Below are 17466 nucleotides of genomic sequence, written 5' to 3' on the forward strand. Positions count from 1 at the left end.
AACCCGCCCGGAAACTCCGGGCGGGCCCTCCTGCGAATTCAATCGCGTTCAGCTATCGATCAGAACGAGACCGAGAGCGAGCCGACAACGGCACCGTCGACGAAATTGTACGTGGAACCGTCGCCGAAGGTCGTGCGGTTGCCCTGTGCATCGACGTACGAAACGCCGACCGACAGGTTGCTGTTGACCGCGAATTCAGCGCCGATCGACCAGTCGAAGGCGGTGCCGTCATTGGTGTAGGTCAGGAAACCGTCGGTGTAGCCAATGTGTCCCTTGAGGCTGACCGGCGTGTTGGGCACGGCAACGCCGAGATCGCTGTAGACGTAGAAGTTGTCGGTGCCGCCGAGCGAGTCCTGCTTCGGAGCGTAGGCAACGCCAACGGTCGCATCCACGGGGCCGAGAGTCTTGCTGAGCGAGCCGTAGAATTCGACGTAGTCGTAGTCACCGGCAGGAGCGTTCGGGTAAGCGTAATAAAGCACGCCGATGTCGCCCGAAACGCCGCTTGCGATCTCACCCGACCAACCGCCGTAAAGGTCGAGCTCGGTGTGACCGTAACCGACGGTGTCCTCGTCCAGCGAAGACCCCCAGGTGCCGACGTAGAAGCCGCTCGAGTGGCTGATGTCGACACCGCCCTGAACGGCAATATCGCCGCCGGAGAGGTCAACGCCGCGGAAGCGGTATTCGGTAACCAGCGATGCATTGCCCGAGATGGTGATGTCCGAAGGGACACCGGCGTCATCGGCAAATGCAGGAGTTGCTGCGAGTGCAGCACCCGCGAAAAGTGTTGCAGCAAAAAGACCACGGACGGACGTAAGCATGTTCATTCCCTCACTAACTTTCTTATCAATGCATCGTCCCACCTGCGCTTGGCCGTCAGTCCTCTTCATGGAACCGATCTTGCCAGCCCAGCAATGCTGCACTGCACCACCGCATGGCACAAGAAAAATTTCGATTGAGCAACACACGAGAAAGAAAGTGTGGATTTTTTGCCACTGCATGAAACGCGAGGCACATTGCCTTGTCCGTCGATCCCTTGAGGCCTATAACCCGCTCACCAGAATGTTCACGAAGATCCGCACCATGCTGGGACGTCAAAAAGCGGCCCAAATTCCGAGCCTGAATTCAGGAGATCGGATCTATGCCATTGGTGACATCCATGGCCGAATTGACCTGTTCGATTCACTGATCGGTGCCATTGAGCAGGACGATGCCGCCAAGGCGCGCGCAAACACCACAGTGATCCTGCTGGGTGACCTGATCGACCGCGGGCCAGACAGCGCAGCGGTTGTTGCACGCGCGAGGGAGTGGGCGAGAAACCGCCACCTGGAATTCATCAAGGGCAACCACGAGGAAATGCTGATTGCCAGCCTCGAGAACGCCGATGTCCTGCGCGGTTTCTTGAAATACGGCGGACGCGAGACAATCATGTCGTATGGCATCGACGAGGCTTTCATCGACCATGCGAAGCCCGAAGAGCTGCAGCAACGCATGATCGAGGCGATCCCGCGCGGCGACATCGAATTTCTCGACAGCTTCACCAAACTGATCCGCAACGGCGACTATCTGTTCGTGCATGCCGGAATCCGGCCGCAAACGCCGCTCGATCACCAGCTTGGCCGTGATTGCCGCTGGATAAGAGAGCCGTTTCTCAGCCACAATGGCGATTTCGGCGCATTCGTCATCCACGGCCACACGATCGCCGAGGAGCCACAGGTGCGCAGCAACCGTATCGGCATCGATACGGGCGCTTTCGTCTTCGGCGCGCTGACCGCCATCGGTATCGAAGGAACCGAGCGCTGGTTTCTCCAGGCACGCGAAGACGAAGCCGGCGCCATCTCCACTTTTGCCGCGGCGGCCTGATCATTCATTCTGAAAAGTCGGCTCGCGTCAACGACGCGAGCCATTTGCCGGGGAGCCTGTAAGCCGGGTTCTGTGCCTGGCGTGGTCTCCCAAGACTGGGACCTTACGCCGCGGCGGCAGCCATTCCTCTCGGCGACGCATTGCCGCGCCGCTCCAGCGACCAACCCGGGCTGCCTGGGTCCGAAACCGACCCGCCTGTCGGCCCGAAAGCCTAAGGCCAGCAGCCCCTATTCGGTCTTGCTCCGGGTGGGGTTTGCCATGCCGCTTGCCGTTACCGGAAGCGCGGTGCGCTTTTACCGCACCCTTTCACCCTTGCCTGCCTCGCGAAGAGGCATCGGCGGTCTGCTCTCTGTGGCACTTTCCCTAAGCTTCCCCTCGCCTGCGCGAGAGTCGCCCGGCGGGCGTTACCCGCCACCCTTGTTTCGTGGAGCCCGGACTTTCCTCGGCCTTTGCCTTGCCCATCAAGAGCCTGACGAAGGACGCGGCTGCCCAGCTCCCCGGCGAGCGGTCACCTAGCACGACCGGTGTCACGCTCCAACAAGAGTTCGAACAGGATTCCCCCGATCTCCCCATCGATTTCACCATCGATGATCTCTGGCCGCCAGCGCCGCTGGAAAGCCCGCACGGCGGCGCGCCCATCGGTGATGTCGTAACCGAACCGTTCCAGCGCGAGGTAGAAGGCCCCTGGATTATCGTAGAACAGGTTCATCTTGGCCTTGGGAATATCGAGCGCGAGGCCTAGTTCGCCGAGCCTGACCCAGTCGAAGTACTCGCCCGGGTCCTGCTTGCGGGCCGGCGCAACGTCGGAATGACCGACTACGTTGGCGCGCGGAATGTCGTGACGATCCATGATATCCGCCAGGAGCGGCAGCAGCGCATCCATCTGCGGCTCGGGGAACGGGCGATAGCCGAATTCATGCCCCGGATTGACCAGCTCGATCCCGATGCTGGCCGAATTCACGTCAACCTCGCCGCGCCAATAGGAGCGCCCGGCATGCCAGGCCCGCTTTTCCTCCGGCACGAGGTTGGTGACGACCCCGTCTTCGTCGATCATGTAGTGAGCGGAAACCTCGGCCTGCGGATCGCACATCCGCTCCAGCGCTTCCTGCGCAGACTTCATGCCGGTGTAATGCAGCACGACCATCGAGATCGGCCGTTTGCGCATGTTGCAGTTGGGAGACGCGACGACGTGATTGACCAACCATCGATTCATCGTCGGGCTCCCATCTGAGCGATACCTGCGATCCTTCAGGCCCCCGGAAGAACCGCGCCGAGTACCAGCGCATCTTCAGCGAGGGCAAACTGCAGCCCGCCCCCGGCATCCTGCGCCAGTTGGTGCAGCATCGCCGCCGGGGCGGTCCGGCTCGACAGTTCGCCTTCCGGCAGTGAGCCTTCCAGCGCGCGGCCGATATCACGGTCGAAGGCGATCCGCGGACCGGCGGAACGTACCACGATCTCGCTGGCACCGTCGCGCAACTCCGCAGCGAAGTCGATGGTACCGCCGCGGGGCAGGGCCTCAATGCCAATCAGCCCGAAATTCAGCAGGGTCTTGATCGCGGGCTTGGGCATGACATCGCTGGCCAAGGCCCAGTTGACCGAGATACGCGCATTGCTGGCAACCAGTGCATCGATCAGGGCCCGCGCCTCGTTCACCGGAATCATTTCACCGAAGCCGCCGGCGGCGCCGAAAGCAAGGCGGAAGAACTTGAGCTTGTCGGCCGATACGCGCGCGCTCTGGTCGAGCAGCTCGAAGCAGCGCTGGCGCATCTCCGGGTCCTTCTCGTCCGCCAGCAGCTCAAGGCCGTTGGTCAGGGCACCGACCGGGCTGAGCATGTCATGGCAAAGGCGCGAACACAGGAGGCTGGCAAGTTCGACGGGACTGATGGTCATCAATCAAAGGCTCTCGTTTTTTTCAGTCCGGGTTTCAGGCAATTGCCTGCAGGTCGGCGACCATCGCCGCCCGCGCAATCACCATCCCGTTTGCGGGGGACCTTTCCCGCTCTGGCGCCAGAAAGCAACCGGCGTGGCCGACGAATTCCGTTCGACCGTTCCGAATGCCGGTGGATTTCTTCGAAATGCCCCGCTTCAAGCTTCGGTAACGCGCATTTCTATCCTCTCGAAGCCTTCAGCGGCGTCCATCCAGAGAGCAACTTGCTCTCCGGCAACGATTGCCCAGACCCGCCGGTCGCCCGAAGCGTGTTCACAGTCGGTTGCCGAGGGAACCGGATGACCGACCGGATGCGAATGGTAATAGCCCACGACCTGCCTGCCGCCCGCGCGCGCTTCCTTGTGCGAGGCGAGCAGGACCAGAGGATCGATCTCGAACCGGCGCTCGGGCTCGGGCGCCAGATTGGCGGCTGCGCGCACCTCATCTATGCGCGTTCCCTGCCCCATCAGCACCCCGCAACATTCACACGGAGCCGCCTTTTGCGCTTCTTCGAGCAATCTTGCCAGAACGGCACTTGTCACTTCGACGACCATCCCCAAATCCTAGCCACAATGGGGGCCAGTTCCAACATCACTGAAGATCTGATCGAGGGCTGCATCGGCCCGGGCGGCGGGAGGCTGGACAAGACGCTGGCCGAAGCGAGCGGCCTCTCGCGTGAGCGGGTCAAGGCGCTGCTGGGCGATGGCCGCGTAACGCTGGACGGAAAATCCGCGACGCAAGCCTCGCTCAAGGTGAGCGAAGGCACGCCCTTTGCGATTCGCGTGCCCGCAGCGGTGCCCGCCGAAGCCGTTGCGCAGGACATCCCGCTCAATGTCGTGTTCGAGGACGAGTACCTCATCGTCATCGACAAGCCGGCCGGGCTCGTCGTTCATCCGGCAGCCGGCAATCTCGACGGAACGCTGGTCAACGCCCTGCTCCACCACTGCCGCGGCCAGCTTTCGGGAATCGGCGGCGTCGCGCGTCCCGGCATCGTTCACCGAATCGACAAGGACACCTCCGGCCTCCTTGTCGTCGCCAAGACCGACAGGGCCCACGAAGGTCTGGCCGCGCAGTTTGCCGACCACTCGATCGAGCGGGCTTACAAGGCGATTGTCGGTGGGCACCCGCTTCCGATCACCGGCACCGTGACCGGCGCAATCGGTCGATCCAGTTCGAATCGCAAGAAGATGGCGATTGTCGAGGAAGGCCGCGGGAAGCACGCGGTGACGCATTACCGCACCATCGAAAGGCTGAGGAACGCCTCGCTTGTCGAGTGCCGCCTCGAGACCGGACGAACCCACCAGGTCCGCGTTCACATGTCGTCAATCGGCCATCCGCTATTAGGTGATCCTGTCTATGGACGTACACCTTCAGCGCTTCGCCCGATTCTCCAGAGGCTCCAATTTTCCCGCCAGGCGCTTCACGCCGCGGAACTTGGCTTCATCCATCCCGTTAAGAAGGAGAAGGTGCACTTCGTCAGCCCAGTCCCCGCCGATATGGCGGCACTCATTGATGAATTGCAAAACTGAAATCGGATTTATGTGCTATCATGAACAGGTGGCCACAAGCTAAGACGCCTAGCAAGGGTCTTTGACCGATGGCCGACCGGAAAGGACGGATGAACGTGAGCAACAACGAACGCAATCTCCCGGCTGTGCCGACTCTCGGCGGTGAGCAGAGCCTCAACCGCTACATGAGCGAGATTCGCAAGTTCCCGGTGCTTTCGGCCGAGCAGGAATACATGCTCGCGAAGCGCTACAAGGAACATGAGGATCCGGAGGCTGCAGCACAACTGGTAACCAGCCACCTGCGACTCGTCGCGAAGATCGCGATGGGCTACCGCGGCTATGGCCTTCCCGTTTCGGAGCTGATTTCCGAGGGGAATATCGGCCTGATGCAGGGCGTGAAGAAATTCGAACCCGATCGGGGCTTCCGCCTCGCGACTTACGCGATGTGGTGGATCAAGGCCTCGATCCAGGAGTTCATCCTGCGCTCGTGGAGCCTCGTGAAAATGGGCACCACCGCCGCGCAGAAGAAGCTGTTCTTCAACCTGCGCCGCATGAAGAAGAACCTCGACGCCTACGAGGATACCGACCTGCACCCGGACGACGTCGCCAAGATCGCGACGACGCTGGGCGTCTCGGAAACCGAAGTGGTGAACATGAACCGGCGCATGATGATGGGCGGCGATGCCTCGCTCAACGTCTCGCTGCGCGAGGAAGGCGAAGGCCAGTGGATGGACATCCTCGCGGATGACCGCCCGCTGCAGGACGAAACCGTTGCCGACGCCGAGGAAGCCTCCGTCCGCCACGACATGCTGGTCGAGGCCATGGACTCGCTCAACGACCGCGAACGCGACATTCTCACCGAACGTCGCCTGACGGACGATCCCAAGACGCTCGAGGAACTGAGCCAGGTCTATCACGTCAGCCGCGAGCGCGTGCGCCAGATCGAGGTGCGCGCCTTCGAAAAGCTGCAGAAGGCGATGAACCGCATCGCTGGCGAAAAGCGCCTGATGCCGGCCACCTGAACGCAAGCGGGCTGATCGCAGGCGGCCTGGGATCAGGCCAACCGCGAACCGGACAAGAGGCCGGGCCAACCCGTTGGGGGTCGGCCCGGCCTTTTTGATTGGCGCCCTTTCTGCCGCGCCGAATGCCTGTCCAGCGGGGCGCTTTTCCGGCCGCCACAAGATCGCTAGTAGATCACCGGGGCCGCGACGCATTCGCCAGCGGCCACCACCCTGTTTTCCGGAGCCTTGCCCCCTTGCTGCGCATCCTTGCCAAAACCGTCGTCTGGTTCGTCGCCATCAGCGTGGGGCTCACAGTCCTCTATCGTTTCGTACCACCGCCGGTCACTGTGACCATGGTGCTGGACGGCAATGGCATCACCAAGGACTGGGAGCCGCTGAGCCGGATAGACCGGAACATGGTTGCAGCCGTCGTCGCCGCCGAGGATGGCAAGTTCTGCAGCCACAGCGGCTTTGACACCGAGGCGATCGAGAAGGCGTTGGAGCGCAACGCCCGGGGCGGCCGCCTGCGTGGCGGGTCGACGATCAGCCAGCAGACCGCCAAGAACGTGTTTCTCTGGCAGGGCGAAGGTTGGACCCGATACCTGCGCAAGGGCCTGGAAGTCTGGTTCACCTTCCTGATCGAGAACCTATGGGACAAGCGGCGGATCATGGAAGTCTATCTCAATGTCGCCGAAACCGGCATCGGCACTTACGGCGTCGAGGCAGGCGCGCAGCGCTATTTCGGCAAGCCAGCAGCGAATCTGACCCCGACCGAAGCCGCGCGCATAGCCGCTGCCCTGCCCAGCCCCAAGACCCGCGCGGTGAAGAGCCCCTCGGGATTCACCCGCCGCTACGGCAACACGATCGCCGCGCGCATCGGCACCGTAAAGCGCGACGGCTACGACGCCTGCGTCTACCAGTAAGCCGCTGGCGATCACGCACAGGAAAGGGGAGGGAACCGCAGTCCCCTCCCCTCGCAGGTTCCGGTCTTTCGTCGGCTGCGATCAGAACTGGAAGTTGATCGAGGCCGAGAACGTGCGCGGTGCACCGAGATAGGCGTAAGTCGTCGCCGTATCGCTGACGCCAGCGTCATCGAACGAGCCGTAGTAGAATTCGTCGAACAGGTTGGTGACGTTGGCCTGCAGGTAGGTCTTGTCGCCCATGCCCAGGAAGCCAAGGTCGAGGCGCGCGTCGAGATTGACCACGGTATAGCCAGGAACCTTGGCCGCCCAGATCTGATCCCCGGCCTTGTTGAGGGCAGGCGTGTTCAGGCTGTTGTAGTAGCGCGAACCGGTGCGCTTGGCTTCAACGCCGATCGAGACCGGACCGGCATTGCCTTCGACACGGCCACCGAAGGTGTACTTCGGCACGCCGCCTTCCATGTTCCCCGAGGTCTCGGCAAAGCTGTCCGTCCCGGTCTGCACGTCGTCGCGGATCTTCGACCACAGGTATGACGCGAAGACATAGGCCTTGAAGTGGCTGTCCGGGCTGACGGCGAGCGTACCGTCGAGGCCGTAGCGGTCGACCGTACCGAGGTTGGTATAAGTCGTGCGGTCCGTTTCCGGATTGTAGGCCGAGGAAAGACGGTTGGCGAAGATCGTGTACCAGCCACCGAACGAACCCTGGATCATGCCGCTGCGAAAACGCAGGCCAAGGTCGAAGTTGTCGGAGGTTTCCGGCTTGGCCGAACGAGCCCCCTCGGTGCCGGGTGCGTAGTAGAAGGAATTGTAGAGATTGTCGGTGCCGGGGACCTGCACGCCCTTCGAGTAGTTGAAGTAGAGGCTGGCTTCAGGCGTGAAATCGTACGTGAAACCTGCCGTAGGCAGCACGCGGTTGTAGTTGAAGACACGGTTGTCCGGCGCGCCGTAGCCAGGATTTTCGGCAGCGCGGGTCGCTTCGTCGGCGCTGTTGGTGGCAAAGCAGTCAACGTATCCAGAAGAGCTCGTGGTCAGGCAGTTCTGCGTCAGGTTACGGCGGAAGAACGGCACGCGCACACCGGCCACGACATGCAGCGAGTCGTTCGCGAAGTCGCCGGCATACTCACCGGAGACCTGATTGAGAATCGCATAGGACAGGCGATCGCGCTTCTCCAGGACGTTTCCGGCAGCGTCCATCAGCGGATTCTTGTTGTTGAAGTAATGCTCGGCAAGGCCATTGGCCTTGAGGAAGCCGACCTCACCGGTCTGGCGATGACGGCCGCGATCGTAAGTATAGGCCAGGCGGACGCGGTTGTTGTCGCCCAGGTCGTAGCGCAGCGAAGCGATGACACCGATGCGGTTGGTAACGGTCTGGCTCGGCGTCGAAACGAGGACCGAGTCGCGCGTATCGCCATCGCCGTTCAGGTCTACTCCGCCGAAGTAGGGGCTGCCGCCGATATAGCCGCTGGTGATCGTGTCGCTGAAGGTACCCTCGTAGCCGACGCTCGTGCCGCCGCCGTTGGCCGAAGTGTACTGGAAGTACGGGTCGACGGTCAGAACCAGGCTATCGCTCAGGGTGAAACGCGAATTGATGCGGATATTGCCGGTCTTCGACGGGTTGTAGCGATATTCCCAAAGCGATCCGCAACCGTACTTGTCCGCGACGTCCTCCACACCGCCAATCCCCGCCGGAATCGTGCAGCGCTCCACCACATAGTCGTCACGCTCGGACTTGGTGAGCGGAATGCCGTCCGTGGTCGTCAGCTTCCAGTCGGAGGACATGTTGTTGCGGTTGTTGTTGAGATGTCCGGACACGGCGATGAAGTCGCCGTTGTCGCCGAGCGGCTGGTAGATCTTGGCGTTGAACTGCGTCTTCTTGATCTCGCCGAAACCGCCGAAAAGGGCGTCATAAGTGTCACGCGAAGCGGCGAAGTAGGCGCGGGTTCCGGAGTCGTTGAGGTCTCCGGTGTTGATCATGCCGAAGATGCGCATCTTGCTCTGGTCACCGACCGTGCCGACCATCCGCGCGCCGAACTCGTGCGTGGGCGTCAGCGAACGGTAGTTGACGGTCGAACCGGTGGCCGATGCCGTTGGCGAGTCGACATCGGTCGTGCCGAGGTTGACGTTGACCTGCTCGATCAGTTCCGGATCGAGGTTCTGGTTGGTGTAGAGCGCGTAGTTGCCGGTGTCGTTGGCCGGGATACCATCGAAGGTCTGCGAAATGCGGGTATCGTCGAAGCCGCGGATCATCAGGTTGCCGCCGGAGGAACCGAAGCCGTCGTAGTTCTGGAAATTGACGCCCGGGATCAGGTTGATCGTCTCGTTGATCGTCTGGCCAGGTGTGCCGCGGCTGATGAACTCCTGGGTCAATACCTGCTTGGCCTTGGGCGTGTCGGGCAGTTCGACGCCGGCAACCGAACGGTCGATCCGTCCGGTGACGATGATGGTGTCGTCCTCGAAATCGACCGAGCCGGTCGACTGGGCAAACGCCGGAACGGAAAGGAAAGCGGCTCCCACGGCCAGCATGCTGGTCGCGGTGTTCAAAGCGGTTTGGAACTTCATGGGGGACCCCTGAATTGTCAGATCGGGTTGCAGCGAAACGAGCGGAAGCAAATTTGCGGTGGGAGAGAACCGCGTCGGATTTGCTGCAGCCGCTAAGAGCACTCGCACATGACAACTTTCTGACGCCATGGATTCCTTTTAGATCTCAATGGCGTAATTTTCAAAATTCCCCTCAGACGCAATATTGCCAGAAATCTGTAATATCGCATTAATTCAACAACTTAATTAAGAGACTTCAATATTGCTATGCGGCATAAATGTCACGCGTCGACCGGACGATCATCGACACACCCATTTTTCCTTTCAGAAAGAATGACATGTGATGATACTTCATAGCTTGCTGGGGCATGCGCCGCCGTGCGATGGAGTGGCGCATGGGCAGCGGACATCATCACGGGCATGATCATTCCCATGGTCACAGCCACGGGCACCACCATCATGCCCCACCGCCGCCGGGCAATGCGAGCAAGGCCTTCGCCATCGCAGTCGCGCTCAACATCGGCTTTGTCATTGCCGAAGTCGTCGCCGGCCTGATCAGCGGCTCGATGGCATTGCTGGCCGACGCCGGGCACAACCTTTCGGATGTCCTGTCGCTGATGCTGGCATGGGCCGCAAGCGTACTGGCCGCGCGGCCACCCTCGGACCGTTTCACCTATGGCTTGAAAAGCTCATCGATCCTCGCGTCGATCGCCAATGCCGCGCTCCTGTGGGTCGCCATCGGCGCGATCCTCGTCGAGACGATCCAGCGCTTCAGCGATCCTGCGCCGGTGGCCGGGATGACCATGATCGTGGTGGCCGCCATCGGCATTGCGGTGAACGCGCTGTCCGCCCTGCTCTTCGCGAAAGGCAGCAAGAGCGACCTCAACCTGCGCGCCGCCTTTGTTCATCTCATGGCGGACGCGGCGGTTTCCGCCGGTGTCGTGCTGGCGGGGCTGGCGATCTACTGGACCGGCGCGGCGGTGATCGACCCGATCACTTCCCTGCTCATCACTGCCGTCATTGCCTGGTCAAGCTGGGGCCTGCTGCGCGATTCGCTGCGCATGGGCATGCTGGCCGTACCAGACCACATCGACGTGGCGAAAGTGCGCGCCTTCCTTGAAAAGCAGCCCGGCGTCATGCGGGTCCACGACCTTCACATCTGGCCGATGAGCACGACCGAAACTGCGCTCACCGCCCACCTCGTCATGCCCGGCATCAGCCGGGAAGGCGCTTTCCTGCGTCAACTGGCTCACGACCTCGAACGCGAATTCAGCATCGGCCACCCGACACTGCAGGTCGAGACCGATCCCGATGCACCCTGTGCGCTTGAAAGCGAAAAGGTCATCTGACCTTAAACGCGGCGCCCTGATGCAAAAAGGCCGCCCGCATCACTGCGGACGGCCTTTTTGCAGTCTGTCAGCGCTTAAGTCTCAGGCGGCGGCTTCGGCCTTGTCGCCCTTGAGCACGCGAACCGGTTCCTTGCGACCGTCGACCACTTCCTTGTCGACCACTACTTCGGCGATGTCGGTCTCGGTCGGCAGGTCGTACATGGTGTCGAGCAAGAGGCCCTCGACGATCGAGCGAAGGCCACGCGCACCGGTCTTGCGGTCGATCGCCTTCTGGGCAATCGCCTCAAGCGCCTCGTCGGTGAAGGTCAGCTCGACGTCCTCAAGCTCGAAGAGCTTGCGGTACTGCTTGATCAGCGCGTTCTTCGGCTCCTTGAGGATCTTCACGAGCGCGGCGATATCGAGATCTTCCAGCGTCGCGATGACCGGCAGGCGGCCGACGAATTCGGGGATCAGGCCGAACTTGAGCAGATCTTCCGGCTCCGACTTCTGCAGGAGCTCGCCCACGCGGCGTTTGTCGGGATCGGCGACATGGGCGCCGAAGCCGATCGAACGCTTCTGCAGGCGGTCGGCGATGATCTTTTCGAGACCCGCGAAGGCGCCGCCACAGATGAACAGGATATTGGTCGTGTCCACCTGCAGGAATTCCTGCTGCGGGTGCTTGCGGCCGCCCTGCGGCGGAACCGAAGCGGTGGTGCCTTCCATCAGCTTGAGCAGCGCCTGCTGCACGCCCTCGCCCGAGACGTCGCGCGTGATCGACGGGTTCTCGGCCTTGCGGCTGATCTTGTCGATCTCGTCGATGTAGACGATGCCATGCTGCGCCTTCTCGACATTGTAGTCGGATGCCTGGAGCAGCTTGAGGATGATGTTCTCGACGTCCTCGCCCACGTAACCGGCTTCGGTCAGCGTGGTGGCGTCGGCCATCGTGAAGGGCACGTCGAAAGTTTTCGCCAGGGTCTGCGCCAGCAGCGTCTTGCCCGAACCGGTCGGGCCGACGAGCAGGATGTTCGACTTCGAAAGTTCGACGTCGCCCTGCTTGCCGCTGTGCTTGAGGCGCTTGTAGTGGTTGTGCACCGCTACCGACAGCACGCGCTTCGCGCGGTCCTGGCCGATCACATAGTCGTTAAGCGTCTCGCAGATTTCGCGGGGAGACGGCACGCCGCCGTCCTTCTTGCCCGCGATCCCGGCCTTGGTTTCCTCACGAATGATGTCGTTGCAAAGCTCGACGCATTCGTCACAGATAAAGACCGTGGGTCCCGCGATCAGCTTGCGCACTTCGTGCTGCGACTTGCCGCAGAAGCTGCAGTAAAGGGTGCTTTTCGCGTCAGATCCGCTCAATTTCGTCATTTTCCGTCTTTGGCCCCCGTTTGAGGCGACTCGATTAGTCTACTCTGCGGGGGGCCGGTTTTGCAATCCTAGGCCGAATTCGTTGAGACTGGCTAAATGGCTAACACCGCGTATTGCCAATCAGCCCTTATCGTCATCCTTCGGTCTGTTTCTCGGCATCGGGCCGTGTTTCGAAGACCTTGTCGACCAGACCGAAGGCCAGCGCTTCCTCGGCTTCGAGGAAGGTATCGCGGTCCATCGCCTGCTCGATTTCGTCGAGCGACTTGCCGGTGTACTTCACGTAGAGATCGTTCAGCCGCTTGCGCATGCGCAGGATTTCGCGCGCCTGGATCTCGATGTCGGATGCCATGCCGCGCGCGCCGCCCGAGGGCTGGTGCACCATGATGCGGGCATTGGGCAGCGCGATGCGCATGCCCGGCTCCCCGGCGGCGAGCAGGAAGCTGCCCATCGATGCGGCCTGACCGATGCACACGGTCGATACGCGCGGCTTGATGTACTGCATGGTGTCATGAATCGCCATGCCCGCCGTGACAACACCGCCCGGCGAGTTGATGTACATCGAGATATCCTTGGAGGGATTTTCCGATTCCAGGAACAGCAGCTGAGCGACGATGAGCGAAGCCATGTGGTCCTCGACCTCGCCGGTCACGAAGACGATGCGCTCACGCAGCAGGCGCGAGTAGATGTCGAAGCTGCGTTCACCGCGACTGGTCTGCTCGACGACCATGGGCACCAGGGCGCCGGTCACGGGATCGGTGGTGAACTTTCCTTGGGCGCCCGAGGCGCCAAACAGGTCGAGCATGGGAGTCCTCTTCTGGTTGGACCGTCTATGTCGCGTGCCGTTTGCCGATGTTCAAGGGGATTAACCGATCAATCGACATCCGGAATGGGACAATCGTGTCACGGATACCTCGAATCCGGCAGGGACCGGGATGCGACAACGGCCCGGCGTGCCTGAGCACACCGGGCCGTCGATCGCAAAAGCACTGACCGGGATCAGTCTTCGGTCTTCGCGGCAGCCTTCTTGGCCGGGGCCTTCTTGGCAGCCGGCTTCTTGGCGGCAGGCTTGGCTTCGCCTTCCGCGTCGGCATCGTCGGCCTTCTTGACAGCGGCCTTCTTCGCCGGAGCCTTCTTGGCAGCCGGCTTTTCGGCTTCGTCCGCGTCGGCGTCGTCCGCCTTCTTGGCGGCAGCCTTCTTCGCCGGAGCCTTCTTCGCGGCAGGCTCCTCGGCATCGCCCTCATCGGCGGCGACGTCGGCCTTCTTGGCGGCAGCCTTCTTCGCCGGAGCCTTCTTCGCAGCCGGCTTCTTGGCGCTCGCTTCGTCGGTGTCGGCTTCGATGGCGGCCTGCAGTTCGTCGCGGGTCACTTCACGCTCGGTGACTTCGGCCTTCTCGATCAGGAAGTCGACGACCTTGTCCTCGTAGAGGGGCGCACGCAGCTGGGCGGCCATCATCGGGTCGTTGGCGACGTATTCCATGAAGCGCTGACGGTCTTCGGGGCGGTACTGCTGCGCCGCCTGCGAAACCAGCATCGACATTTCCTGCTGCGAAACCTCGACGCCGTTGGTCTGGCCGATTTCCGACAGGAGCAGGCCCAGGCGCACGCGGCGCTCGGCGATCTTGCGGTAGTCGTCCTTCTCGGCTTCGATTTCCTTCAGCGCAGCCTCGGGATCTTCCTCGTGGCTGGCTTCGTGGGTCAGCTGCTGCCAGATCTGGCTGAACTCGGCTTCGACCATCGTCGGCGGCACGTCGAAGTCGTGGCCGGCGGCAAGCTGGTCGAGCAGCGAGCGCTTCATCGCGGTACGGGTCAGGCCGGCAGTTTCCTGCTCGAGCTGGCCCTTCAGCAGTTCCTTGAGCTGGTCGAGACCCTCAAGACCCAGTTCCTTGGCGAAATCGTCGTCGATCTTGGTTTCGGCCGGAGCCTTCACCTCGTGGGCGACGATGTCGAAGGTGGTTTCCTTGCCCTTCAGGTTTTCGGCCTGGTAGTCCTCGGGGAAAGTCACGGTGATGGTGCGCTCGTCGCCGGCCTTGATGCCGACGAGCTGCTCTTCGAAGCCGGGGATGAAGCGGCCCGAGCCGATCACCAGCGGGGCCTTCTCGGCCTTGCCGCCCTCGAATTCGACGCCGTCGAGCTTGCCGGTGAAATCGATGATCACCTGGTCGCCGTCTTCGGCCGCGCCGTCCCTGGTCTCAAAGCGCTGCTGCTGCGAGGCGATCCGCTCCACCGCTTCATCGATCGCCGATTCGGCAACCGGAACGATCAGCTTTTCGAGCTTCAGGCCGTCGATCGCAGGAGCCTCGATGACCGGGAGAACTTCGAGGCTGACGGTGAGCTCGGCGTCCTTGCCCTGCTCATAGCCTTCGCCCAGCGCGACGTCCGGGTTCATGGCCGGGCGCAGCGAATTGTCGGCGACGAGCTTGTCCATCGCTTCGCGAATGGTGGTGTTGAGCGCTTCGCGGTGAATCGCCTCGCCGTGCATCTTCTTGACGAGGTTCGCTGGCACCTTGCCCGGGCGGAAGCCGGGCATGCGCACCTGCGGCGCGATCTTCTGGATCTCGCCCTCGACGCGAGCGGAAATGTCCTTGGCGGGGATGGTCACCGTGTAGGCGCGCTTCAGGCCCTCGTTGGTGGTTTCGACGATCTGCATTTCGATGCCTTCCTGTGCAATCCTTTAGGTCGCGTGCGCGACCGACTCTCTCGCCCCATCCTCTCACCGCGGCGAAACTGGTGCGGGCGAAGGGACTCGAACCCCCACATCTTTCGATACTGGTACCTAAAACCAGCGCGTCTACCAGTTCCGCCACGCCCGCATTCGGATGAAGCCTGAAACTCAAGGGACGTGCCCTTATAAGCACGCGCGGAAAAGGGCAAGCGCTGCGACTCGTCATCATCCCTTGCGAGGCGATCCATTCGCCCCCACGTTGAGTTCGAACAGCACCAGAGAGGTAGCCATGGCGACGCAGCCCGGGGACGTCCCCGCGAACAATCCGCCCGAAACCCCGGTCCCGCCGGCAGAACCGACCGAGCCGGGTCAACCTGCGGAAGCGCCGCCCTATTCGCCGGATTTCGACCAGCCGGACGAGGCCCCCGAGGAAATGCCCCCGCAGGACTGAACGCCGCCTGAGCGGCGCTATTTCAGCCCTGCCAGGGCCCCGATCCTGGCCATCAGCGACAGCCCCTGACCCGCTTCGCGCGGATCGTCCATAGACGGCAGATCAGGGCATTCCAGGCAATAGGCCTGCGCTCCGCGGCTTCCCGTGAGGTCGGCAAATTGCGCTGCGATCCGCCGTGCCCGAGCCTCCTGACGCGCGGCGACCTGGCCGGTCAGGTCGTAGACCGCTTCGCTATCGCTTGGCCCTGCAAACATGCGCCGCAGCATCGATTCGAAGCGGCCTTCCTGCGCGCCGATGTACTCAGCGTGCCACTTGCCGTTGCCCACGCCGCCTTGCTTCGCTGCATAAGCCAGCGCGGCATCGAGATCCCCCATCTCATCGACCAGCCCCAGCTCCTTCGCCTCGGCTCCCGGCCAGACGCGCCCCTGGGCAACCCGGTCGATCCTTTCAGGAGTGGTCTTGCGCGACTTGGCAACGACTCCGAGAAACTTGCCGTAGATGTTGTCGACCGACGCCTGCAGCATGCGCTCGACCTCGGGCGTGAAGCCGCCGAGGATGTCGGGCTGTCCGGAGAGCGGCGTCGTGCGCACGCCGTCGCTGGTCACCCCGAAATCGGCCAGGGTCTTTTCGAAACTGGTGACGACGGCAAAGACGCCGATCGAGCCGGTTACCGTACCCGGCTCGGCGAAGATCCGCTCGGCCGGCGTGGACACCCAGTAACCGCCGCTGGCCGCCATGTTCGCCATCGAGACCACGACCGGGATCTTGCGCGCCTTGTAGCGGTCGATGGCGCGGCGGATGCGCTCGGCGGCCATGACCGAGCCGCCCGGCGAATCGACTCGCACGACGAGCGCCTTGAAGCCCTCATCGATGTTGTCATCGAGCAGCTGGGCGATCCGGTCGCCACCGGCCTTGCCCGGGCCCGCCTCGCCGTCGACGATCTCTCCGGCAATGGTGATGACGCCGATGCTGGCACCCTCGGCCCTGGCCGGATTGGCCGCCAGCCAGGTGTCCAGGCGGGTATGGGCATAGGCGGGACCATCTCCGCCCGCCCCCTTCCCGGCGATCTCGGCAACCCGCTTTTCGAACTCGGTCTTGTCGCCGATGCGGTCGACCAGTCCGGCAGCCTTGGCTCCTTGCGCGAAATCTCCCTTCGAAGCCTCGACCCAGGCCATGGGGTCGCCGGCAATCTGCTCGACCTTCGAATTGGGCCGCGCCTGCTTCACGTCGGCCTTCCAAGTCGCCCAGATCGAGCCGTAGAGATCCGCGTTGGCTTCACGCGCGGCAGGCGACATGTCGCTGCGAATGTAGGGCTCGACGTAGCTCTTGTAGGTTCCGGCGCGATAGACGTGAGCATTCACCTTGAAGCGATCGAACAGCCCCTTGTAATAGGTCTGGGTGCCGCCGGGTCCGGCTACGAAGGCCCCGCCCATGGGATCGACCCACACTTCGCTGGCATGGGCGGCCAGCAGGACGCCGTCGTCGGCATATGCGTTGGCGAAAGTCAGGACCGGCTTGCCGGCCGCCCGCACCTCGTCGATCGCCCTGCCGATCTCCTGCAGGTGGACCATGCCGCCCCCAAGGAAGCGCGACATGTCCAGCACCACCGCCTTCACGTGATCGTCCTTGGCTGCGCCGCGCAGGGCCCGTTCGATGTCGCGAGCCTGGTACTCGCCGGCCGGAGCCTCAGCCGACAGCAGGAGCCGCAAGGGGCTGACCTCGCTGCGCTCCTCCACCACGACTCCGTCGAGATCGAGCAACAGTGCACCGTCGACGACACGGCCCGGGGTTGGCCGCGACGCCAGTGCGCCGTAGATGAGTCCGAAGAACAACAGCAGGAAAAGCAGGGCGAGTGCATCCTTGAAGGCGACCAGCAGCTTCCAGACCTTGCGCGCGAATTGCATGAA

15 protein-coding genes, 1 tRNA gene and 1 other RNA gene are annotated in these 17466 nt (G+C 62.6%); 6 read left to right on the plus strand and 11 right to left on the minus strand.

Translation table 11 applies throughout. The features are described 5' to 3' along the window. Positions 1–59: 59 nt before the first annotated feature. The gene (locus tag J3474_RS14180) at positions 60–818 is read right to left on the minus strand and encodes a TorF family putative porin (protein ID WP_207094606.1); all 759 of its coding nucleotides are present in this window, start codon (positions 816–818) and stop codon (positions 60–62) included. 241 nt (positions 819–1059) lie between these two features. Between J3474_RS14180 and J3474_RS14185 the strand changes: the two genes are divergently transcribed. Beyond that, positions 1060–1860 carry a metallophosphoesterase gene (locus J3474_RS14185; protein WP_207094800.1) on the plus strand — a complete coding sequence of 267 codons (801 nt, stop codon included), beginning with the start codon at positions 1060–1062 and terminating at the stop codon, positions 1858–1860. Between the two features lie 43 nt (positions 1861–1903). On the opposite strand, the gene rnpB is transcribed toward J3474_RS14185, so the two are convergent. The 4 genes from rnpB to J3474_RS14205 all read right to left on the minus strand — a co-directional run bounded on the left by rnpB (position 1904) and on the right by J3474_RS14205 (position 4341). Continuing rightward, an RNA gene (gene rnpB / locus J3474_RS14190) (RNase P RNA component class A) lies at positions 1904–2361 on the minus strand. Positions 2362–2368: 7 nt separating this feature from the next. Continuing rightward, the gene (locus J3474_RS14195; RefSeq protein ID WP_013833075.1) at positions 2369–3073 is read right to left on the minus strand and encodes an N-acetylmuramoyl-L-alanine amidase; all 705 of its coding nucleotides are present in this window, start codon (positions 3071–3073) and stop codon (positions 2369–2371) included. 35 nt (positions 3074–3108) lie between these two features. Next, positions 3109–3750, minus strand: coding sequence for a histidine phosphotransferase family protein (locus J3474_RS14200; RefSeq protein ID WP_013833074.1), 642 nt, complete (start codon positions 3748–3750; stop codon positions 3109–3111). Positions 3751–3945: 195 nt separating this feature from the next. Continuing rightward, complete coding sequence (locus tag J3474_RS14205; protein WP_207094607.1) at positions 3946–4341, minus strand: Mov34/MPN/PAD-1 family protein; 396 nt, start codon at positions 4339–4341, stop codon at positions 3946–3948. Positions 4342–4359: 18 nt separating this feature from the next. Between J3474_RS14205 and J3474_RS14210 the strand changes: the two genes are divergently transcribed. From J3474_RS14210 to mtgA, 3 genes are all read left to right on the plus strand, one after another. Continuing rightward, positions 4360–5316, plus strand: a complete 957-nt coding sequence (locus J3474_RS14210; protein WP_207094608.1) for an RluA family pseudouridine synthase — start codon at positions 4360–4362, stop codon at positions 5314–5316. 89 nt (positions 5317–5405) lie between these two features. Next, positions 5406–6317 (plus strand): RNA polymerase sigma factor RpoH, encoded by a 912-nt coding sequence (gene rpoH, locus J3474_RS14215; RefSeq protein ID WP_013833071.1) that lies wholly within the window; start codon positions 5406–5408, stop codon positions 6315–6317. A 233-nt stretch (positions 6318–6550) separates the two neighbouring features. After that, on the plus strand, positions 6551–7219 hold the full coding sequence (gene mtgA / locus J3474_RS14220) for a monofunctional biosynthetic peptidoglycan transglycosylase (protein WP_376706536.1): 669 nt from the start codon (positions 6551–6553) through the stop codon (positions 7217–7219). Positions 7220–7300: 81 nt separating this feature from the next. Here the strand turns inward: mtgA and J3474_RS14225 are convergent, their stop codons facing one another. Continuing rightward, a complete protein-coding gene (locus tag J3474_RS14225; RefSeq protein ID WP_207094609.1) occupies positions 7301–9775 on the minus strand; it encodes a TonB-dependent receptor in 2475 nt (824 codons plus the stop codon). A 347-nt stretch (positions 9776–10122) separates the two neighbouring features. On the opposite strand from J3474_RS14225, the gene J3474_RS14230 reads away from it, so the two are divergent. After that, positions 10123–11103 carry a cation diffusion facilitator family transporter gene (locus J3474_RS14230; protein ID WP_148274986.1) on the plus strand — a complete coding sequence of 327 codons (981 nt, stop codon included), beginning with the start codon at positions 10123–10125 and terminating at the stop codon, positions 11101–11103. 81 nt (positions 11104–11184) lie between these two features. On the opposite strand, the gene clpX is transcribed toward J3474_RS14230, so the two are convergent. From clpX to J3474_RS14250, 4 genes are all read right to left on the minus strand, one after another. Further along, a complete protein-coding gene (gene clpX, locus J3474_RS14235) occupies positions 11185–12447 on the minus strand; it encodes an ATP-dependent Clp protease ATP-binding subunit ClpX (RefSeq protein WP_007011619.1) in 1263 nt (420 codons plus the stop codon). Between the two features lie 133 nt (positions 12448–12580). Beyond that, positions 12581–13249, minus strand: a complete 669-nt coding sequence (clpP, locus tag J3474_RS14240) for an ATP-dependent Clp endopeptidase proteolytic subunit ClpP (protein WP_007011620.1) — start codon at positions 13247–13249, stop codon at positions 12581–12583. 194 nt (positions 13250–13443) lie between these two features. Next, on the minus strand, positions 13444–15093 hold the full coding sequence (gene tig, locus J3474_RS14245) for a trigger factor (protein ID WP_207094610.1): 1650 nt from the start codon (positions 15091–15093) through the stop codon (positions 13444–13446). Positions 15094–15171: 78 nt separating this feature from the next. Further along, a tRNA-Leu gene (locus J3474_RS14250) sits at positions 15172–15256 on the minus strand. A 141-nt stretch (positions 15257–15397) separates the two neighbouring features. Between J3474_RS14250 and J3474_RS14255 the strand changes: the two genes are divergently transcribed. Further along, entirely contained in the window at positions 15398–15559 is a 162-nt protein-coding gene (locus J3474_RS14255) for a hypothetical protein (RefSeq protein ID WP_007011622.1), read from the plus strand. Positions 15560–15576: 17 nt separating this feature from the next. Here the strand turns inward: J3474_RS14255 and sppA are convergent, their stop codons facing one another. Continuing rightward, the gene (gene sppA, locus J3474_RS14260) at positions 15577–17463 is read right to left on the minus strand and encodes a signal peptide peptidase SppA (RefSeq protein WP_207094611.1); all 1887 of its coding nucleotides are present in this window, start codon (positions 17461–17463) and stop codon (positions 15577–15579) included. Positions 17464–17466: the final 3 nt, after the last annotated feature.

The sequence above is a fragment of the Novosphingobium sp. PY1 genome, assembly GCF_017312445.1.
Classification (GTDB): Bacteria; Pseudomonadota; Alphaproteobacteria; order Sphingomonadales; family Sphingomonadaceae; genus Novosphingobium.